This window comes from Aeromicrobium yanjiei (assembly GCF_009649075.1).
In the GTDB taxonomy this organism is placed as follows: Bacteria; Actinomycetota; Actinomycetes; order Propionibacteriales; family Nocardioidaceae; genus Aeromicrobium; species Aeromicrobium yanjiei.
This window is the reverse complement of the sequence record NZ_CP045737.1, coordinates 2977184-2997805: the sequence shown is the minus strand read 5'-3', so window position 1 is coordinate 2997805 and position 20622 is coordinate 2977184. Positions and strand designations below refer to the sequence as shown.

General features: G+C 69.9%; 19 protein-coding genes. 13 read left to right on the top strand and 6 right to left on the bottom strand.

All coding sequences use genetic code 11. The annotated features are described in order from the left end of the window. Positions 1–28 precede the first annotated feature (28 nt). The 3 genes from GEV26_RS17930 to GEV26_RS14635 are packed head-to-tail and all read left to right on the top strand — an operon-like array spanning position 29 to position 2772. Positions 29–1126, top strand: coding sequence for an NYN domain-containing protein (locus GEV26_RS17930; protein WP_194839880.1), 1098 nt, complete (start codon positions 29–31; stop codon positions 1124–1126). Positions 1127–1172: 46 nt separating this feature from the next. Next, positions 1173–2279: a GuaB3 family IMP dehydrogenase-related protein gene (locus tag GEV26_RS14640; RefSeq protein ID WP_153654232.1), complete on the top strand. Its 1107-nt coding sequence runs from the start codon at positions 1173–1175 to the stop codon at positions 2277–2279. 22 nt (positions 2280–2301) lie between these two features. Continuing rightward, on the top strand, positions 2302–2772 hold the full coding sequence (locus tag GEV26_RS14635) for a GNAT family N-acetyltransferase (protein WP_153654230.1): 471 nt from the start codon (positions 2302–2304) through the stop codon (positions 2770–2772). 3 nt (positions 2773–2775) lie between these two features. Here the strand turns inward: GEV26_RS14635 and GEV26_RS14630 are convergent, their stop codons facing one another. Further along, positions 2776–3138 (bottom strand): hypothetical protein, encoded by a 363-nt coding sequence (locus GEV26_RS14630; RefSeq protein WP_153654228.1) that lies wholly within the window; start codon positions 3136–3138, stop codon positions 2776–2778. A 128-nt stretch (positions 3139–3266) separates the two neighbouring features. Between GEV26_RS14630 and efeO the strand changes: the two genes are divergently transcribed. Together efeO and efeB are read left to right on the top strand one after the other, a co-directional pair. Then, positions 3267–4400: an iron uptake system protein EfeO gene (efeO, locus tag GEV26_RS14625; protein WP_153654226.1), complete on the top strand. Its 1134-nt coding sequence runs from the start codon at positions 3267–3269 to the stop codon at positions 4398–4400. Positions 4401–4409: 9 nt separating this feature from the next. Next, positions 4410–5708, top strand: coding sequence for an iron uptake transporter deferrochelatase/peroxidase subunit (efeB, locus tag GEV26_RS14620; protein ID WP_153654224.1), 1299 nt, complete (start codon positions 4410–4412; stop codon positions 5706–5708). Here efeB and GEV26_RS14615 read toward each other — a convergent pair. Then, on the bottom strand, positions 5681–6718 hold the full coding sequence (locus GEV26_RS14615; RefSeq protein WP_194839879.1) for an FUSC family protein: 1038 nt from the start codon (positions 6716–6718) through the stop codon (positions 5681–5683). The genes efeB and GEV26_RS14615 overlap by 28 nt on opposite strands. A gap of 75 nt (positions 6719–6793) precedes the next feature. Between GEV26_RS14615 and GEV26_RS14610 the strand changes: the two genes are divergently transcribed. The 6 genes from GEV26_RS14610 (at position 6794) to GEV26_RS14585 (ending at position 14900) form a co-directional block, all read left to right on the top strand. Then, positions 6794–8509, top strand: coding sequence for a GMC oxidoreductase (locus GEV26_RS14610; protein ID WP_153654220.1), 1716 nt, complete (start codon positions 6794–6796; stop codon positions 8507–8509). 28 nt (positions 8510–8537) lie between these two features. Beyond that, on the top strand, positions 8538–10097 hold the full coding sequence (gene guaA, locus GEV26_RS14605; RefSeq protein WP_153654219.1) for a glutamine-hydrolyzing GMP synthase: 1560 nt from the start codon (positions 8538–8540) through the stop codon (positions 10095–10097). 469 nt (positions 10098–10566) lie between these two features. Further along, complete coding sequence (locus GEV26_RS14600; protein WP_153654217.1) at positions 10567–10749, top strand: hypothetical protein; 183 nt, start codon at positions 10567–10569, stop codon at positions 10747–10749. A gap of 216 nt (positions 10750–10965) precedes the next feature. Further along, positions 10966–11619, top strand: coding sequence for a hypothetical protein (locus tag GEV26_RS14595; RefSeq protein ID WP_153654215.1), 654 nt, complete (start codon positions 10966–10968; stop codon positions 11617–11619). Between the two features lie 43 nt (positions 11620–11662). Beyond that, positions 11663–13078 (top strand): glucose-6-phosphate dehydrogenase, encoded by a 1416-nt coding sequence (gene zwf / locus GEV26_RS14590; protein ID WP_153654213.1) that lies wholly within the window; start codon positions 11663–11665, stop codon positions 13076–13078. Next, complete coding sequence (locus GEV26_RS14585) at positions 13071–14900, top strand: glycoside hydrolase family 15 protein (RefSeq protein WP_153654211.1); 1830 nt, start codon at positions 13071–13073, stop codon at positions 14898–14900. Before zwf ends, GEV26_RS14585 begins: the two co-directional genes overlap by 8 nt. A gap of 90 nt (positions 14901–14990) precedes the next feature. Here the strand turns inward: GEV26_RS14585 and nhaA are convergent, their stop codons facing one another. Beyond that, positions 14991–16259: a Na+/H+ antiporter NhaA gene (gene nhaA / locus GEV26_RS14580; protein ID WP_153654209.1), complete on the bottom strand. Its 1269-nt coding sequence runs from the start codon at positions 16257–16259 to the stop codon at positions 14991–14993. 123 nt (positions 16260–16382) lie between these two features. Between nhaA and GEV26_RS14575 the strand changes: the two genes are divergently transcribed. Together GEV26_RS14575 and GEV26_RS14570 are read left to right on the top strand one after the other, a co-directional pair. Continuing rightward, the gene (locus GEV26_RS14575; RefSeq protein ID WP_153654207.1) at positions 16383–17876 is read left to right on the top strand and encodes a gamma-glutamyltransferase; all 1494 of its coding nucleotides are present in this window, start codon (positions 16383–16385) and stop codon (positions 17874–17876) included. After that, a complete protein-coding gene (locus tag GEV26_RS14570; RefSeq protein WP_243838774.1) occupies positions 17873–18898 on the top strand; it encodes a glycerophosphodiester phosphodiesterase family protein in 1026 nt (341 codons plus the stop codon). Before GEV26_RS14575 ends, GEV26_RS14570 begins: the two co-directional genes overlap by 4 nt. On the opposite strand, the gene GEV26_RS14565 is transcribed toward GEV26_RS14570, so the two are convergent. From GEV26_RS14565 to GEV26_RS14555, 3 genes are read right to left on the bottom strand one after another with little or no spacing between them, the layout of a single operon-like run. Further along, a complete protein-coding gene (locus tag GEV26_RS14565; RefSeq protein ID WP_153654205.1) occupies positions 18849–19100 on the bottom strand; it encodes a PspC domain-containing protein in 252 nt (83 codons plus the stop codon). The genes GEV26_RS14570 and GEV26_RS14565 overlap by 50 nt on opposite strands. Then, positions 19075–19326, bottom strand: a complete 252-nt coding sequence (locus GEV26_RS14560) for a hypothetical protein (RefSeq protein ID WP_153654203.1) — start codon at positions 19324–19326, stop codon at positions 19075–19077. The genes GEV26_RS14565 and GEV26_RS14560 overlap by 26 nt, the downstream gene beginning before the upstream one ends. Further along, positions 19323–20492, bottom strand: coding sequence for a PspC domain-containing protein (locus GEV26_RS14555; protein WP_194839878.1), 1170 nt, complete (start codon positions 20490–20492; stop codon positions 19323–19325). Before GEV26_RS14555 ends, GEV26_RS14560 begins: the two co-directional genes overlap by 4 nt. Between the last annotated feature and the right edge of the window lie 130 nt (positions 20493–20622).

Genomic DNA, 20622 nt, shown 5'->3' with positions numbered 1-20622 from the left:
GCGGTCGATCACCGATAACCTCGACCTTGTGACCAGTCGCAACGTCGCCGTCTTCATCGACGCCGAGAATCTCTTCAAGGGCTACGGCAAGCTCGACATCCCCGATCTGTCGATGGCCGACATCCTCGACCAGCTCGAGCGCGCTGCGGCGCGCGAGGCAGGCGCCGGCGACATCGCGCTGGCCCGGGCGTACGCCGACTGGGGCGCGCTGGGGCTGGAGGACTTCCGCCGCGACGTCGAGCGGGCGGGCGTCCAGACGATGCAGGTCTTCTCGGTCAGCAAGGCCGAGAAGAACGCCGCCGACATCGTGCTCGTCGTGGACTGCCTGCGCGCCGCGGCGGATCTCGAGCAGCTCGAGGTCTTCATCATCGTGTCCGCGGACGGCGACTTCGTCCCGCTGGTTCGACGCCTGCACGAGCTGGACAAGTACGTCATCGGGGCGACACTGTCCGACCACCCGGTCAACAACGTGCTCGAGCAGGAGGTTGACCAGTACGTCCCGCTGAAGGTCAAGCCCACGCCGCCCGCTGCGGCGCTGCAGCCGATCTTCTCCGGCGATCCGTCGGCGAAGCTGCCGACCGGCCGTCCCGCGCGGTCGGAGCGGCCCCGGTCGGAGCGTCCGGCCCGCCGGGCCGAGCAGGCCAAGTCCGAGCCCGCCGTGACCGAGCCGGCCGTGACCGAGCCCGTGAAGGGCGAGCGGGCGCCCAGGCGCGCGGTCAAGCACGAGCAGCCCAAGGGTGGCGCCAAGATCTCGTGGCACGAGATGGCCAAGGAGATCGAGGTCATCCACGAGGGGCCGGCGACGTCGCCGGAGGACTACAAGGCGATCATCAAGCAGATCCTGTCCGATCCCAAGGTCCGCAGCTTCTGCGACCAGCTCGCCAACCAGGGCGGCACCCTGCCGATCCTCGCGATGGCGATCAAGGCCGCCGCACCTCGCATCAGCCCGTCCGACGCCAAGGTCAGCTCGATGTCGCGTGCCCTGCGCTTCGCACTGGCCGACACGCAGTACGCCCTCGCGCGCGAGAGCGACGACACGCAGCCGGTCCTGGTGCGCCGCGCCAACAACCCCGCGGGCATGCTGACCGACCTGTCGCTCGACGACATCCAGCGCGGCGTGCAGTAGCCGGAGGCCCCCCGGGCGTCGTCTCGCCAACCACTAGGCTGGACCCATGGCAGACATCGAGATCGGCACGGCCAAGCGCGGTCGGCGGGCGTACTCCTTCGACGACATCGCGATCGTCCCGAGCCGGCGTACCCGTGACCCCGAGGAGGTGTCCACGGCCTGGCAGATCGACGCCTACCGGTTCGACCTGCCTGTCCTCGCGGCGCCCATGGACTCGGTCATGAGCCCCGAGACGGCGATCGCGCTGGGTCAGCACGGTGGTCTCGGCGTCCTCGACCTCGAGGGGCTCTGGACCCGCTACGACAACCCCGAGGAGCTGCTCGACGAGGTCGCGCAGATCGAGGGCCCCCGCGCGACGAAGCGTCTGCAGGAGATCTACGCCGAGCCGATCAAGGCCGAGCTCATCACGGCCCGGCTCAAGCAGGTGCGCGAGTCCGGCGTCACGGTCGCCGGCGCCCTGTCGCCGCAGCGCACCAAGCAGTTCGCCGACGCCGTGGTCGACGCAGGCGTGGACCTGTTCGTGATCCGCGGCACGACCGTCTCCGCCGAGCACGTCTCGGGCCAGACCGAGCCGCTGAACCTCAAGGAGTTCATCTACGAGCTCGACGTCCCGGTCATCGTGGGCGGCTGCGCGACCTACCAGGCGGCGCTGCACCTCATGCGGACCGGTGCGGCCGGCGTGCTGGTCGGCTTCGGTGGCGGCGCTGCGCACACGACCCGCTCGGTGCTGGGCATCTCGGTGCCGATGGCCTCGGCCGTCGCCGACGTCGCCGCGGCTCGGAGGGACTACCTCGACGAGTCGGGCGGTCGCTACGTCCACGTGATCGCCGACGGCTCGATCGGCCGCAGCGGTGACATCGCGAAGGCGATCGCGTGCGGTGCCGACGCCGTCATGATCGGCTCGCCGTTCGCCCGCGCGGTCGAGGCACCGGGACGCGGCTTCCACTGGGGCGCCGAGGCCTGGCACCCCGACCTGCCTCGTGGCGAGCGCGTCGACATCGGTACGGTCGGCGACCTCGAGTCGGTCCTGTTCGGTCCCTCGTCCGTCCCCGACGGCACCATGAACCTCATCGGTGCCCTGCGTCGTGCGATGGCCACGACCGGCTACACCGATCTCAAGGAGTTCCAGCGGGTCGAGGTCGTCGTCGGTTGATCCGCTGCCCGGCAGGTCTGTGATGCGCGTCGAGCGGGTCGACTTCGACCATCCCGACGCGGTGGCGCTGCGCGACGAGCACGTCGCATTGGGCAACCGGCTGTATGCCGACGATCCCGCCGCGGTCCACCGTGGCGGCTCCGAGGGCATCGACCCGACCACGATCGTGGCGACGTTCGTGGCGTACGACGGGGACGAGCCGATCGGGCACGCGTGCGTACGACTCCTCGACGGCGACCTGGCCGGGGTGCCGGAGATGAAGCGGCTGTACGTCCGCGAGCCGTCGCGGGGCAGGGGAGCGGCCGATGCCCTGCTCGACGCGATCGAGCAGGTCGCGCGCGATCTCGGCGCCCCGCGCATCGTGGTCCACACGGGGGACCGCCAGCACGCCGCGTTGAAGTTCTACGCCCGCCACGGCTACACGCCCATCCCGGTGTTCCCGCCCTACGAGGCCGTGACCTACTCGCTCTGCTTCGAGAAGCTGCTCGGCTGAGCCCTAGGGGTGCGGACGGTCGCCCTGCTGCCGGGCGCGGGCCTCCCTGGTGCCGAACGCCACCGCGAACGACGCCGCGCCCACGCCGATCACGAGCAGCGCGAGGCCGATGTCCGAGAGCCCGGACCCGTCGTCCGTGGTGGCGGTCCCGGCGCATGCGATCGCGTAGCCCGCTGTCGCCGCGAGCGCGACCTGCCCCGGGTCCCGGAAAACGAGGGTGGCCAGCGCCACGACGCCGACCAGCGAGACCGCCGATCCGACGACCTGCCAGGCCGCGTACGTCCCGCTCTCGTCCCAGCCCAACCAGGCGAGCCAGGCCGCGGCGGCCAGCGCTGCGGGGACGATCCACGTCAAGGCCTGCCTCATGTCTCCATCCTCCATGCTCCGTCGACCCGGTGCCAGTTCGCCCGTCCCCGTCGCTTCAGCGGATGATCTCGCTTAGCATGGTGAGGCTTGCCTAAATCGGCGGGCTCCACAGCGTCGAAGGAATGCCCATGAAGTCCAGCCTCGCCGTCCTCGGCGCCCTCGCCGCGATCGGTCTCAGCGCCTGCGCGTCCGATCCTTCGGAGTCGACTGCGAGCGGTGACCTGTCCGTCGCCGCGAGCGACTCGAAGTGCGAGGTGTCGGCCACGAAGCTCAAGGCCGGACCCTCGACCTTCAAGGTCAGCAACAAGGGCTCCAAGGTCACCGAGTTCTACGTGTACGCGGACGGCGACCGCATCATGGGCGAGGTCGAGAACATCGGTCCCGGCCTGACCCGCAACCTGGTCGTCGACCTGCCCAAGGGGACGTACGAAGGAGCGTGCAAGCCCGGCATGATCGGCGACGGCATACGTCAGACCCTGACCGTCACGGGCGGCGCGGCCAAGAAGCTCTCGGACTCCCAGGAGCTGCAGGCCGCCGCCGACAGCTATGCCCGCTACGTGAAGTCACAGAGCGACACCCTGATCGTCAAGACCACCGAGTTCGTCGACGCGGTCAAGGCCGGCGATGTCGACAAGGCCAAGAAGCTCTACCCGATCGCGCGCACGTACTGGGAGCGCATCGAGCCGGTCGCGGAGAAGTTCGGCGACCTCGACCCCATCACCGACGGTCGCGAGCCCGACGCGAAGGCCGAGGGCGTCGACTTCACCGGCTGGCACCGCATCGAGAAGCAGCTGTGGGTCGAGGACAACACCGAGGGCATGGACAAGTACGCCGATCAGCTCCTCGCCAACGTCAAGAAGATCGTCCAGCTGGGTCAGGACACCCCGCTCACCGCCCTCGAGCTCGCGCAGGGCTCGAAGGGGCTGCTGGACGAGGTCGCGACCGGCAAGATCACCGGCGAGGAGGACGAGTTCAGCCACACCGACCTGTGGGACTTCAAGGCCAACATCGAGGGCTCGCAGGCAGCGATCGCGTCGCTGCGCCCCGTGCTCGAGAAGCAGGACCCCGCGCTCGTGAAGAAGATCGACGCGCAGTTCGCGGCGCTCGACAAGGAGCTCAACCAGCACCAGGACAAGACCACGGGCGACTGGATGTTCTACGACGAGCTGACCAAGGACCAGGTCAAGGCGCTGTCCAACGCGGTGGCGGGGCTGAGCGAGCCCATCAGCCAGGTCGCGGCCGTGGTTGCGAAGTCTGCGTAGCCTGACGACATGACCGCCCAGGATCGCTCCGCTTCCGGCCTCTCCCGCAGGAAGCTGCTGGGGGCGGCCGGCGTCGGCGCGCTGGCTGTCGGTGCCGGTGGCGGCTACGCGGTCGGGCAGGCGGCCGGGGAGCCCGCGACGCCGGCGGGGGTCGCCGATCCCCACGCCGCGCCGGTCCCGTTCGAAGGGGCCCACCAGGCCGGCATCGTCACCCCGGCGCAGGACCGGCTCTACTTCGCGACGTTCGACATGACCTCGGACGAGCGCGAGGACCTGATCTCGCTGCTGAAGGACTGGACCGCGGCGGCCCGTCAGATGACGCAGGGCAACGACGTGGGCGACTTCGGCGCCGTCAGCGGATCGCCGTACGCACCGCCCGAGGACACCGGCGAGGCGCTCGGCCTGCCGCCGTCGGGCCTGACCGTCACGGTCGGCTTCGGGCGCAGCCTGTTCGTGGACGACAAGGGCAGGGCCCGCTTCGGTCTCGACGGGCAGCTCCCCGAGCGTCTGCAGGACCTGCCGTCGTTCGCCGGCGACCGGCTCGACCCGGCGATCAGCGACGGGGACATCGCGGTGCAGGCCTGCGCCAACGATCCGCAGGTCGCGGTGCACGCGGTGCGCAACTTCGCCCGCATCGCCTTCGGACGTGCCTCGGTCCGCTACTCCCAGATGGGCTTCGGCCGTACGTCGTCGACGTCGACCGCACAGGTCACCGCACGCAACCTGTTCGGCTTCAAGGACGGGACCGCGAACGTCAAGGTCGAGGACACCAAGGACGTCGACGACTTCGTCTGGGTCCACGAGGACGAGGGTCCTGCGTGGCTCGTCGGCGGCTCCTACCTCGTCTCCCGCAAGATCGACATGCGCATCGAGACCTGGGACCGCGAGCCGCTGGAGGGCCAGGAGGCGATCATCGGACGCACCAAGGGCTCCGGTGGTCCCCGCTCCGGTGGCGACGAGTTCGTACCGCTGGACTTCGACGCCAAGGACGAGACCGGCAAGCCCATGATCGACATGAAGTCGCACGTACGTCTTGCGCACCCCGACGTCAACAAGGGTGCCAAGCTCCTGCGCCGCGGCTACAACTTCGTGGACGGCTCCAACGGGCTGGGTCAGCTCTCGGCCGGCCTGTTCTTCATCGCGTACCAGCGGGACCCGGAGAAGCAGTTCGTGCAGATCCAGCGCTCGCTGGCCGGCCTGCAGAACGACCTCCTCAACGAGTACATCGTCCACGTCGGCTCGGGCCTGTTCGCGTGCCCGCCCGGCGTCGACACGAAGGGCTACTGGGGCGAGAAGCTCTTCGCCTGAGGCCGACGGCGCGTCGCCCAGGCGACCGCGAGCCCGATGACCACGCCGAGGAGCGTCTCGACGCCGCGCTGGGTGACCACGTCGCCCGCGGGGAGCGGGTGCACGAGCTGGCCCATCAACAGCGCCAACGGCGTGATGAACACCAGCGCCAGCGCGTAGTGGCGCATCACGATCAGCTCGGTCAGGAGCTGCGCCGCGATGATCACCACGACCAGGGCCACCTCGCCGGGGTGGAAGGCGAGGATCGCTGCCGTCAGGCCCAGACCCAGCGCCGTGCCGATCAGCCGGTGGGCGCCCCGGAACGCCATCTCGCGCATCGACGGCGAGGTGAGCGGGACGATCGAGGCGACCATGCCCCAGTAGGGGTGGCCGATGTCGAGCGCCACCGCGACCGATCCGGTGAGCAGCGGCGCGAGCAGGTGCCGGACGGCGTGCCGGACGGTCGCCGGATCGGCCAGGTGGGCTCGCACGTCCCGCCGCTGCGGCACGGGACCGGTGCCCTCGGGTCCGATGCTGCAGACGAGGATCGCGAACGCGGCGGACGCGGTGCCGAGGGCGGCGGCGATCAGCACGGTGGCACACGTGGCGTCGGCCTGGGTCGCGCACACCGAGAACGCGAACACCGCGAACAGGCCGCCGGGAGGCTTCCACTGCCAGACGTCCGCCAGGACGGCCATGATCATGGCCGCGAGCGATCCGCCGACGACGATCCAGAAGGTCTGGTGCGGCGACAGTGCGGCTATCGTGCCGGTGGTGATGGCCGTGACGAGCGCGAGGCTCACCTGCACCTGCTGGACGGCGCGAACGCGACGCGGGAGCGTCCGTCCGTAGATCGCCGCGAACGCCCCGAAGGCACAGAACGCCGACCACTCCAGACGATCGAGCGCGACGAGCGTGAGCAACGGGACCGCGACGGCGATGCCCACGCGGGTCGCGGTCAGCCCGTTCACCGCGCCCGGTCCGACCCTCCGGAGGTCCTCTGCGAGGAGCCGGAAGAGCGGGGTGGTCACAGGGCAGTCTATCTGCGGGCGGCGCATGGTTACCGACCGGTAGCCATGTGACAGCGCCGATGTCATACTCAGGGTATGACCGCGTTCGACTACGACGTCCTGGTGATCGGCTCCGGCTTCGGCGGCAGCGTCTCGGCCCTCCGCCTGACCGAGAAGGGCTACAAGGTCGCGGTGCTCGAGGCGGGCAAGCGCTACGAGGACGCGGACTTCGCCGCGAGCTCGTGGCACCTGCGCAAGTTCCTCTGGCTGCCCCAGCTCGGCTGCTACGGCATCCAGCGCATCGACAAGCTGCGGGACGCGCTGATCCTGTCCGGCGCCGGCGTCGGCGGGGGCTCGCTCGTCTATGCCAACACGCTCTACGAACCGCTCGATCCCTTCTACGAGGACCCCGCATGGGGCCACATCACGGACTGGAAGGCCGAGCTCGCGCCGTACTACGACCAGGCCAAGCGCATGCTGGGCGTCACGGTCTACCCGTACGTGTCGCCGGCCGACGAGATCGTCAAGAAGGTCGCCGAGCGGATGGGCGTAGGTGGCACGTTCCACCACACCCCCGTCGGCGTCTTCTTCGGTGAGCCCGGCGAGGAGCCGCCTGCCCCGGGCGGCGCCCCCGTGCCCGACCCGTTCTTCGGCGGCATGGGGCCCGACCGCAACGCGTGCCTCAACTGCGGCGAGTGCATGACCGGCTGCCGGCACAACGCCAAGAACACGCTGGTCAAGAACTACCTCCACCTCGCGGAGGCCGCGGGCGCGGAGGTGCACCCGCTCACGACCGTGGTGTCCGTACGCCCGCGGGCCGGTGGTGGCTACGAGATCGAGACCCGCCGGACCGACAAGCGGTTCCGCAAGCACCGGGTGATCACGGCCGAGCAGGTCGTCTTCAGCGCCAGCACGATGGGCACCCAGAAGCTCCTGCACCGGATGCGCGACCAGGGCCACCTGCCGCGCGTCTCGGCCCGCCTCGGTGTCCTGACCCGGACCAACTCCGAGGCGTTGCTCGGATCGATCGCCGACGACAACGACGTCGACTACAGCGAGGGCGTCGCCATCACCTCGTCGTTCCACCCCGACGAGTTCACCCACGTCGAGCCGACGCGCTACGGCCGGCGGTCCAATGCGATGTCGCTGCTGCAGACCGTGCTCACCGACGGCAGCACCACGGTCCCGCGGTGGCGGGTGTGGCTCAAGGAGATGTGGCGCCAGAAGCGCAACCTGCGCAAGCTCTACGATCTGCAGCACTGGTCCGAGCGCACGGTCATCGCGCTGGTCATGCAGACGCACGACAACTCGATCACGACCTACACCAAGCGTGGCATCACGGGGCGGCGTCGCCTGACGTCCAAGCAGGGCCACGGTGCGCCCAACCCGGCATTCATCGAGCCCGGCCACCGGGCGGTGCAGATGATGGCCGAGGAGATGGGCGGCACCCCGGGCGGCACGATCGGTGAGCCGTTCAACGTCCCGCTGACCGCACACTTCATGGGTGGGTGCGCGATCGGGGACTCGCCCGAGAGCGGTGTCGTCGACCCCTATCAGCGGCTCTACGGCCACGAGGGCCTGCACGTCGCCGACGGCTCGACGGTCAGTGCCAATCTCGGCGTCAACCCGTCGCTCACGATCACCGCCCAGACCGAGCGCGCGATGTCGTACTGGCCCAACAAGGGCGAGGCCGACCCGCGTCCGGCGATGGGGGAGACCTACCGCCGGATCGAGCCGATCGCGCCCAAGAACCCGGTCGTCCCCGAGGACGCTCCGGCCGCCCTGCGCCTGCCGATCGTCGGCGTGAGCTGAGCGGACCCCAGCCGATAGACTTGGGGCCGTGACCCCCGAACATGACCTTGTCCTTGTCGTCGACTTCGGGGCGCAGTACGCCCAGCTGATCGCCCGCCGCGTGAGGGAGGCTCGGGTCTACTCCGAGATCGTCCCCCACACCATGCCGGTCGAGGAGATGCTCGCCCGCAACCCCGCCGCGATCATCCTGTCCGGCGGCCCGTCGTCGGTGTACGAGGAGGGGGCCCCGCGGCTGGACGCGGCCCTGTTCGAGTCCACGACCCCCGTCTTCGGCATCTGCTACGGCTTCATGGCGATGGCGCAGGCGCTCGGCGGCACCGTGGCCCACACCGGGCAGCGCGAGTACGGTCGCACCGTGGTCAGCGTCATGGAGCCGGGCAAGCTGCTCTCGGGCCTGCCGACCAGCCTCACGTCCTGGATGTCGCACGGCGACGAGGTCGTCAGCGCCCCCGAGGGCTTCGTGGTCAACGCGAAGTCCCCGCGCGCCACCGTCGCGGCGTTCGAGAACGACGACCGGCGTCTGGCCGGCGTTCAGTGGCACCCCGAGGTGCTGCACAGCGAGCACGGCCAGCGCATCCTCGAGTCGTTCCTCGTCGACATCGCCGGCTGCCGCCAGACCTGGACCAGCAGCAACATCGTGGAGGAGCAGATCGAGCTCATCCGTGAGCAGGTCGGCGACGCCCGCGTGATCTCCGCGCTGTCGGGCGGGGTCGACTCCGCCGTCTCGACCGCGCTCGTGCAGCGTGCGATCGGCGATCAGCTCACCGCGGTGTTCGTCGACCACGGCCTGCTGCGCGAGGGAGAGGCCGAGCAGGTCGAGAAGGACTACGTCGAGGCGACCGGGGTCGACCTGAAGGTCGTGGACGCCAAGGACCAGTTCCTCGGCTTCCTCGAGGGCGTCTCCGACCCCGAGCAGAAGCGCAAGATCATCGGGCGCGAGTTCATCCGGGTCTTCGAGGCAGCCGAGCGCGAGGTGCTCGCGACGCCGGGCACGCCGGTCAAGTTCCTGGTGCAGGGCACCCTCTACCCGGACGTCGTGGAGTCCGGCGGCGGTGCGGGCGCGTCCAACATCAAGAGCCACCACAACGTGGGCGGTCTGCCCGAGGACCTCGAGTTCAGCCTGATCGAGCCGCTGCGCACCCTGTTCAAGGACGAGGTCCGTGACGTCGGTCGTCAGCTCGGGATCCCCGAGGCGATCGTCGGGCGCCACCCGTTCCCGGGGCCCGGTCTCGCGATCCGCATCGTCGGCGCGGTCGACGCCGAGCGGCTGCGCATCCTGCGCGCGGCCGACGCGATCGTCCGCGAGGAGACCACCGCAGCAGGCCTCGACGCAGAGATCTGGCAGTTCCCGGTCGTGCTGCTCGCCGACGTCCGCTCGGTCGGCGTGCAGGGCGACGGCCGCACCTACGGTCACCCGATCGTGCTGCGTCCCGTGTCGAGCGAGGACGCCATGACGGCGGACTGGAGCCGGCTGCCCTACGAGGTGCTCGAGCGCATCTCGACCCGCATCACCAACGAGGTCGACGAGGTCAACCGCGTCGTGCTGGACATCACGAGCAAGCCGCCGGGAACCATCGAGTGGGAGTGAGCGCCCGCGGGTGTTGACCTCAGCGCGTCTGGCGACGTGTACAACTTCGTGAATGGTGTCGCCGCCTGCACGGGTGCTTGTGTGCAGGAGTTTCGGTGGTCTCTTCGGTCACGTCGAAACCGGGGACACGGGGATTCGACGTGATTACCATCGCGGGAGGCGTCACCACTCAACGCCTGTGGCCATCACTGGTTCCATCACCGATTGGGCTCCGGATGACGAGCAGTACTTCAGAGAAACGTCGTCAGGCGGTTCTGAGTGTTGCGGTGCTTGTCGTTCTCTTCGTTCTCTTCGGGGTGATGACCAGCGATGCGCCTGGTGCGCTCCGGGTTGTAGCGGGGGTCATCCTTTTCCCACTGGGGATTCTTGTGCTGGTACGGAACTACAGGCTCTCCAAGCGCCGTTGACCGCCGCCGGGTGTCAGTTCCTTGCCATGGCCCGACTCACCTCCATCCATGAAGGATCGCCGATGCCAGCACGAGAATGGTTCCTCCTGAGCTGCGGCCTCGCGGCTGTCCTCGGCCTCATCAACAACCTGTCGATCATCGACGCACGCGATCCGGCGTGGAGGACCGTCGGGTTCATCCTCCTCGCCGTGGCAGTGGTGTCGGGGGGCCTGTGGTTGCGAAGAAGAGGAACTCAAGGGCAGTGATCCCCGGAAGGCACATCGGCCCAACGGGACCTGAGCGACGAGCGACCCTCGCCCTGTTTTGGTGGGAGCGGCGCAAGCCCTGATGAGACCCTTGGCTACCTAGGCAGCGCTTGACACTTGGACCAAAGCGCTCGGGGTGCCGGGGGCCGAGGCCACGATGCCGACGAGACGGCGCTGTCTTGTTAGGGTCGTGGCAGTCCACCGGAAGGCAACACCGTGAGTCAGTCCGCCTCATCGCGGCGCAAGCCCCTGCTCCTCCTCGTCGTCGCCCTCGCGGTCGCGGCGCTGGTGGCCGTGGCCGTGTGGCGTCTCGGCGGGGACGACGACGTGTCGCCGCTCGCCGCGGGCCCGAGCGGCGAGCCGACGTCCGAGACACCCTCGCCCGAGGCGTCGACGACGCCCGCGCCGGAGAAGACGTCACCGAAGGCCGAGGCGCCTGAGAAGTGCGAGGGCCCGGACACCCAGTTCAACGTCGAGGGCATCCGCCAGGAGAGCCTGCTGCCGGACTGCGGCGCCCCCGCGCCGGTCACCCCGGCTGAGCAGAAGAAGTCCGGCCTCGGTCTCTCGTGCGGCGGTTCCTACCCGGTGATCCTCTACAAGACCACGACGACGGGCGCCAAGACGTCGATCTGTGGCAGGACGAGCTCGGGGGAGGAGTTCCGCTTCGTCACGCAGGCCGACGGCGGCGACACGGTCGACGTCAAGGGTGAGTACGACCCCCAGCTCGACGCGTTCGTGGCCAAGAAGGACGGCGTCTCCTACGCCGTGCAGGCCTACGACGGCACCCTGGTCGTGACGAAGGACGGCCGCACGACGAAGCAGAAGTCGTCGGACTGGATCTCGCTCGACAACGAGTCCGATTACGACTGATCGTTCCCGTTGCGCCTCCCCGCACGGTGCCTAGGCTGGCGGGGTGGCCCCTGACAACGACACCCCGTCCCCGCACGTCTTCGTCATCTTCGGTGCGACCGGTGACCTCGCCCGGCGCAAGCTGTTCCCGGGTCTCTACCGGCTCGCAGCAGCGTCGAGGCTGCCCGACGACTACGCGATCATCGGCTCGGGGCGCCACTCGCCCGGCTCCGACGAGGAGTTCCGCGACAAGATCCGCGAGTCGCTGACGGAGTTCGTCGACGACCTGGACGACTCGATCGCCGACGACGTGCTCGGCCGGCTGACCTTCTGCGTCTCGGACGCCGACGACGGCGCGGACCTCGCCGAGGCAGTGGATTCTGCTCTCGACGACCTGGGCGAGGGGGCGGAGAAGCTCATCTACCTCTCGGTGCCGCCGACCGCGATGGAGCCGATGATCGGGATGCTCGGCAGGGAGGGGGTCGCCGACGACGCCCGCCTCGTGATCGAGAAGCCCTTCGGCACTGACCTGTCGTCCTCTCGCGAGCTCGACGCGACCCTCAAGGACGTCGTGTCGGAGGACCAGGTCTTCCGCATCGACCACTTCCTGGGCAAGGAGGCGGTGCAGAACATCCTCGCGCTGCGGTTCGCGAACGGCCTGATCGAGCCCGCGTGGAACCGGGACCACGTGGTCTCGGTCCAGGTCGACATCCCCGAGGAGCTGACCGCCGAGGGACGCGGCAGCTTCTATGAGTCCACCGGCGCGTTCCGCGACATGATCACGACCCACCTGTGCCAGGTGATGGGCTTCGTCGCGCTGGAGCCGCCGGTCACCCTCGACCCGACGGCGCTGCGCAACGAGAAGTCCAAGGTCTTCGCCGCGATGCGCCCGCTCGACCCCGAGCGGGTCGTCTTCGGCCAGTACGAGGGATATCGGGACGAGGAGGACGTCGACCCCGACTCCGAGGTCGAGACCTTCGTCGCCCTCGAGGCGTGGGTCGACACCGAGCGCTGGCAGGGCGTGCCGTTCTACCTGCGCACCGGCAAGGCCCTCGGTGCGACCCGGCGCACCATCACCCTGACCTTCCGCACGCCGCCGATGGGTCGCTTCGGCGATGACGCGTACGGGCCCAACGAGCTCGTCCTCGAGCTCACCGACTCGCCGACCGTCAGCGTCGACCTGTACGCCAAGCGGCCCGGACCCACGATGGCGCTCACGACGTCCACGCTCCACCTCGAGGTCGCCGAGGACGACCCGCAGGACGAGCCCCTCGAGGCGTACGAGCGGCTCCTGCTCGACGTCATGAAGGGCGACCAGACGCTGTTCACCCGCTCCGACGAGGTCGACCGGCTGTGGCAGATCTGCCAGCCGGTGCTCGACTCGCGGCCGCCCACGCAGCCGTACGCGCAGGGTTCGTGGGGACCCGACGACGCGGTCGCCCTCCCCGGCAGCCGCGGCTGGCGGCTCCCGGATGCCTGAGCGCCCCGACAACCTGCTCGGCATCGAGGACCATGGCCTGATCGGTGACCTGCGCACCGCGGCGCTCGTCGGGACCAACGGGACGATCGACTGGTTCTGCGTCCCCCGTTTCGACTCACCCAGCGTGTTCGGGGCGATCCTGGACCCGGAGGAGGGCGGCTCCTGGGAGATCGCACCCCGCGAGGGCACGGTCCGCACCCAGCAGTTCTACTTCCCTGACTCCGCAATGCTCGCGACCCGGTTCCTGACCCACGACGGGGTCGTGGAGGTTCACGACTTCATGCCCGTGCTGCAGGCCGGAGACCCCGATCACCGGCAGCGGCTCGTGCGCCGCGTCGTGGCGGTGCGGGGCACCACACGCATCCGGATGCGCCTGGACGCCCGACCCGACTACGGTCGGGCCCGCTGCACGACCGAGCCGGTCGAGCACGGCGTCCTGCTGACCGGCGACGGGGTGCGCATGGGGCTCAGCGCGTCGTGCGAGGTCGAGAGCGACGACGACGGCGTGGTGTCGGCGGACCTGGAGCTCACGACCGGAGACGTCGCGCTGTTCGTGCTGGAGGTGCTCGGCCAGGACGAGGAGCTCCGGCAGGCCGACGTCCGGGACACGTCGACGCTGTTCGAGGCGACCGCGAAGTTCTGGCGCGGATGGCTCGGGCAGTCCACGTACACGGGCCGCTGGCGCGAGATGGTCAACCGCTCGGCGATCACGCTGAAGCTGTTGACCCATGAGCCGAGCGGGGCCGTCATCGCGGCGCCGACGACGAGTCTGCCCGAGGCGATCGGCGGTGACCGCAACTGGGACTACCGCTACGTGTGGATGCGCGATGCGGGATTCACGCTGTACGCCCTCCTGCGCCTCGGTTTCACCGACGAGGCCTCGGCCTTCATCCGCTGGCTGTCCGAGCGACTCGGCAACGACACCGACGACATGGACGACAACCTCGGGCCGCTGCGCGTCCTGTACGACATCGACGGGAACGTCCCCCGCGAGGAGACCGTCCTGGACCATCTGGCGGGGCACCGTGGCTCGCGGCCCGTGCGGGCCGGCAATGCGGCGGTCGACCAGCTCCAGCTCGACATCTACGGCGAGCTCATCGACTCGGTCTACCTGTTCAACAAGTACGGCGCGGGCATCAGCAGCGACGCGTGGCGCGATGTCACTCGGGTCGTGGAGTGGGTGTGCGACAACTGGGACCGCGAGGACGCCGGGATGTGGGAGGTGCGCGGCCGGACGCGGGCGCACACCACGTCCCGGCTGATGTGCTGGGTGGCGATCGAGCGCACGATCCGCATCGCCCGTCAGCGGGGTCTGCCCGGCGACATCTCGGCGTGGTCCGCGGTGCGCGACCAGATCTACGAGCGCATCATGACCGAGTCGTGGAACCCGGACCTCAAGGCGTTCACCCAGGTCGAGAACGGCGACGCCCTCGACGCGGGCGTGCTCCTCATGCCGATGGTCAAGTTCCTGTCGCCTGCCGATCCGCGCTTCCTCTCGACGCTCAAGGCGATCGAGGAGCGGCTCGTGGTCGACAGCCTGGTGTTCCGCTACGACCCCGACCAGGCCCCGGACGGTCTCGACGGCGAGGAGGGCACGTTCTCGCTGTGCTCGTTCTGGTACGTCGAGGCGCTGACCCGTGCGGGCCGCCTGGACGACGCGCAGCTCGCGCTGGAGAAGATGTTCACCTACGCCAACCACGTCGGGCTGTACGCCGAGGAGGTCGGTGCGACCGGAGACCAGCTCGGCAACTTCCCGCAGGGATTCACGCATCTGGCGCTGATCAGCGCGGCGATCAACCTGGACCGTGCCCTCGACGGCTGAACCGCAAGTTCACAGGGATACCCACAGATGTGGGTATGGCCACATCGAACCATCTGTGCTAGTGATTCGTGACCGGCGTCACATCCGTGGTCAGTCCTCGTACACGTCCGGGATGCCGTCCCCGTCCGCGTCGCGGATCTCGCGCTCGTGGACCCCGCGGTAGTGCCGGTTGCGGGCTCGCAGCAGCACGGCGGCAGCGATCGCCGAGATCAGCGAGCCGAGCAGCACGCCGACCTTGACGTGCTCGTCGGCCTGGGTCCCGACACCGTACGCGAGCTCGCCGATCAGCAGCGAGACCGTGAACCCGATGCCGGCCAGCATCGCGAGCCCTGCGACGTCGATCCACGCGAGGTCCTCGTCGAGATCGGCCTTGGTGAAGCGGGACGCGAGCCAGGTCGCGCCGAGCACGCCGATGCTCTTGCCCGCGAACAGCCCCACGACCACGCCGATCGTGATCGGGTCACGCAGCGCGGACCGCAGCCCGTCGAGCCCGCCGATCGCGACCCCGGCGGAGAAGAAGGCGAAGACCGGCACCGCGACGGCGGCCGACAGCGGGCGGAAGACGTGCTCGAGGTGCTCGGCCAGCCCGGGACCGTCGGACCCGTCCCGGCGCAGCACCGGGACCGCGAAGCCCATGAGCACGCCGGCGACGGTCGCGTGGATGCCCGAGGCGTGCACGAGCGCCCAGATCGTGACTGCGAGCGGCAGCAGGATCCACCAGGTCCGGATGCGGCGCTGCACGAGAATCGTGAACGCGCCCAGTGGCAGCAGCGCGACGAGGAGCCAGACGATCTGCAGGTCGCTGGTGAAGAAGACGGCGATGATGACGATCGCGAGCAGGTCGTCGACGATCGCGAGGGTCAGCAAGAAGGTGCGCAGCCCGGTCGGCAGGTGCGTGCTGATGACCGCGAGGACCGCGAGGGCGAACGCGATGTCGGTCGCCGTCGGGACGGCCCAGCCGTCCAGCGAGCCGCCCAGGTTGATCAGCACGAACAGGACCGCGGGCACGATCATGCCGCCGACCGCGGCGAGCACGGGGATCGCGGCTCGCCGTGGATCGCGCAGATCGCCCGCGACGAACTCGCGCTTGAGCTCGAGTCCTGCCACGAAGAAGAAGATCGCGAGCAGGCCGTCCGCGGCCCAGGCGCCCACGCTGAGGTCCAGGTGGAGGGCGGACGGGCCGATCACGGTGTCGCGCAGATCGGCGTACCAGTCGCCGGTGTTCGCCGCCACCAGGGCAGCGACGGCGGCGACGATCAGCAGCGCCCCGCCGATCGTCTCCTGGCGAAGGATCTCGGCGATCCGCGAGGCCTCGGGCCAGGATCCGCGGTTGAACAGGCGATTGCGTGAAGTGGTCATGGGGCTTCCGGGGTCGACGACGTCATGCCGACCAGACTTCCCGGCGCACCAGCGACCATTCTACGGCCGACGCTGCTGCCGCGGCGCCCGGCACTCCTCCGCGCGCACGGGTAGCCTGCGGACATGCCTGACGTCGCGATCGCTGCTCCCAACGAGGCCGCGGCCGATGCCGGCGAGCAGATCGCCCTGGCCGGCGGCAACGCGGTCGACGCTGCGGTGGCGGCGGTGCTCGTCACGATGGTCAACGAGGTCGGCCTCGTCTCGCTCAGCTCAGGTGGCTTCGTCACGGTGCAGCCCCCCGACGGCGGGCCGCCGCAGACCGTCGACGGCTGGATGGACATGCCGGGCCGCGGCCAGGCGCTCGGTGGCGGCACGTGGGACACCGACACCGAGTACGGCGGCGGCGTGAGGGTCACCATCGGGCCGGGCTCGGTGGCCGCGCACGGCTCGGTCGCTGCGCTCGAGGAGACGCACCGGCGCTGGGGCAGCGTCCCGTGGCGCGAGCTGGTGACCCCGGCGATCGAGGTCGCGCGGCAGGGCTTCCACATGAGCTCGGCCTCCCGCTACTACCTCGATCACGTCCACCAGACCATCTTCGGCTGGGACGAGGAGAGTCGCACGGCGGTGCACGACGCCGAGGGTGAGATCGAGACCGGCCTGATCGTCGTCCCTGACCTCGCGGCGTCGCTCGAGCTGATCGCGGCGGACGGGGCGAGCGCGCTCCACACCGGTGAGCTCGCGCGGCTCATCAGCGCGGACGTCGTCCGGCGCGGCGGCATCCTGGGCGCCCAGGACCTCGCCGACTACCGTCCGGTCGTGCGTCCCTCGCTCGTGGCCCGCGCCGGCGACTGGACGTTCGGCACCAATCCGCCGCCGTCGGTCGGCGGGGTGTGCGTCGCGGCGATGCTGAGACTGCTCGACGGACGCCCGCGCGGCGACTGGGAGCCCGAGGACGTCCAGCACATCATCGACGTGCAGCGCGCAGTCCTGGGTCACCGACTCTCGGTGCTCGACCACACCGACGACCTCGAGCGCGACGCGGCGGCGTTCCTCGACCTCGTGGACCGTGACGACCTGGCGCTCCTGGAGTCCGGGTCCACCGCGCACGTCTCGACCACCGACAGCGACGGTGGTGCCTGCGCGGTCACTGTCTCGTCGGGCTACAGCTCAGGCATGATCGCGCAGGGGACCGGCATCTGGCTCAACAACTGCCTCGGGGAGCCCGAGCTCAACGCCCGAGGCCTGCACGGCCTCGCCCCGGGGACGCGACTGCTGTCCAACATGGCACCGACGGTCGGGCAGCACGTCGACGGCTCCGCGATGGCGATCGGGTCTCCGGGTGCGGACCGCATCACGACGGCGATCGTGCAGACGCTCGCGGGCTTCGTCAACGGCGGCCTCGGTCTGCAGGACGCGGTCAACCACCGCCGGGTCCACGTGCACCGGGCCGGCCGGCCCGACGAGGTGGTGCGGACCGAGACCGACCTCACGATGTACTACGGCGGGGTCGGCGCCACGCTGCGGCGCCCCGACGGGCACCTGGTGGCCGCTGCCGACCCGCGCCGCGACGGTGCCGTGCGTCTGGTCCACGGTCCCGCGCCCACGATGCCGGGGTGACGGGAAGCATGCCGGCGACACCTGTCGTGATCGGCCACCGCGGGGTGCCCGGGGAGCGTCTCGAGCACACCAGGGCGTCCTATCTGCTGGCGATCGAGCAGGGCTGCGACTACATCGAGCCCGACGTCGTCGCGACCCGGGACGGGGTGCTCGTCGCCCGCCACGAGAACGAGATCGACGGGACGACCGACGTCGCCGAGCGGCCCGAGTTCGCGGACCGCAAGACTCTCAAGGTCGTGGACGGAGTGCCCCGCGCGGGCTGGTTCACCGAGGACTTCACGCTCGAGGAGATCAAGACGCTCCGGACGCGCGAGCGGCTGCCCAAGCTGCGCCCGCAGAACATCCCACTGGCCCACACCGAGGAGATCCTGACCTTCGAGGAGGTCCTCGACATCGCCGAGGAGGCCAGCGTCGGCCGTGACGAGCCGATCGGGGTCTACGTCGAGACCAAGCATCCGACGTACTTCGCCGGTCTCGGCCTGGATCTCGACGACCTGCTGATCGCGGATCTCGAGCGGCGAGGGGTCAACCACGAAGGGGCTCGCATCGTCATCCAGTCCGACGAGACGACCCACCTGCGCGCCCTGCGGGAGCGGACGCCGCTCACGCTGGTACAGCTCCTGGACCGGCAGGGCGCACCGTACGACCTGAAGGCGGCGGGCGACCCACGGTCGTACGCTGCACTGGCCACGCCCGAAGGCCTGCGGGACGTCGCCGCGTACGCCGACGGGATCGGGCCCAACAAGAGCCTGGTCATCGGGCGTGACCGCGCGCAGCGGCTGACCCGCGAGACCGGGCTCGTGCGCGACGCCCACGAGCTCGGACTGCTGGTGCACGTCTGGACGATGCGCAACGAGAACAACTTCCTACCGGTCGACCTCCGGCTCGGCCGCGACAAGGCCGCCCACGGCGATGCCGTGCGCGAGTACCTCGCGTTCTACGACGCAGGTGTCGACGGCGTGTTCAGCGACTTCACGCAGACGGCTGTCCGGGCCCGGGAGGCGTGGGCGGCACGTCGTTAGGCTGCACCCAGATCGTGTCGGAGCGCTTGGGGATCAGCACCCACGCGACCAGGTAGGCGATGATCAGCGATCCCGCTCCGAGGACCGTGAGGACGACCAGGACCAGCCGGACGACGGTGGCGTCCATGCCGGTGTAGTCGGCCAGGCCGGAGCAGATGCCGGCGATCCATCGGTCGTCAGTGTTGCGGGTCAGCTTCTTCATCGGGGACTCCTTCTGAGGTGGGGGACGTGGTGTGGGGGGTGGGTCGGGTCTGGCGGACAGTTGCTGCGATGCCGATCAGGCCGAGCAGGATCAGGACGGCCGACGCGGTCAGGCTGAGCTCCCGCGGAGTCAGCAGATCACGCTCCCAGACGGCCCAGTTGCCGACGACGGCCAGGAAGAACAGCCCGAACGCGAGGCTCTCCCAGCGGAACGGATGGCGGGTCATTCTCTGATCACCTCGATGTTGCCGAGCTTCTGCGCGATGTCGATGGTCAGGGCGGCCGACCGGTCGAGGGCTCCGGTCTCCAGCGAGACGTCCGTGCCGTTGTCGGTGAGTCCGAACAGGGTGATCTCGCCGGCCCGCAGGTCCGCGTCGACCCGGACGGCCAGACCGTCCGGCACGACGACCTTGGTGTGGCCGATCCCTGCGTGGATCACGATCCTGCGCCCGACCAGGGCCTGGGGGTCCGCGACCTGTGACAGGTCGACCTCGAGCAGCCCCACCCCGTGACGGTAGTGCGCGTCGACCGCCGCGGCCGTGACCGGGGTCGGCTGCTGCGCACCGATCCGCCCGTTCGGGAGCAGGGAGCCGATGGTCAAGGCGATGGCCAGCAGCGCGCCGATCGCGATGAGACCGCCGCTGTTGCCGAAGAACGCGCCGACCAGGAGTCCCATCGCGACGACCGTCAGGGCGACCGCGATGTACGTCGTCCGGGGCACGCTCTCCTGCGTCACGTCGTAGATGACCGTCACCGCGACCGCGATGGCCACCCACGACATCGTGAGACCCAGGAGGGCCTGGGAGCGCCGGTCCCGCGGTGTGCCGGCCGTCTGGCGCTGGAACCGGCGGGTCGCCGCCGGGTCCGCCGCACCGCCGGGCGCGTGGACCGTCGCCGGCTGCTCGAGGCGCTCGCGCTCCTCGCGTCGGCGCCGCGGTCCGAGGTAGAACACCCAGACCACCAGGGCGACGGGGAGCAACCACCACGGTGAGCCGTCCCACCAGGACCAGCTGGTGTCGCCGACCAGCGCGAGCGAGGCCAGGACCACCGCCACGAGCAGACCCGCGACGCGCACCTGCTCCTCGTTGCGGTCCAGGTTGAACCACTCGGCGGCCAGGCTCCTGTCGGAGCCCTCGGACGGCAGCAGCACCCACGCCGCGACGTACAGGATCACGCCGGCGAAGCCCGCCACGGTGAGGACGACGATCGCGACGCGGACCACGACCGGGTCGATGCGCAGATATCGTGCGGCTCCCGCGCACACGCCGGCGACCACACGATCGTCCTGCGAGCGCTTCATGTCGATGATCGTCCGCAACCGGTGCGGGTCGAACTCGTCGTCCCGGGCGCCGGGCTGAGGGCCCGGGGCGGGCGGCGGCTGGGAGTCGGTCATGTCACCATCGTGGCGGAGACCGGCGCGCCGGGACATCGGGTACGACCCTGAATCCCACCCGGGCACCCTGACGACGGTCGAGGGGCCTTCCTGGTGGCGGGCGCGCGCACGTACGTGTGACGATTCATGG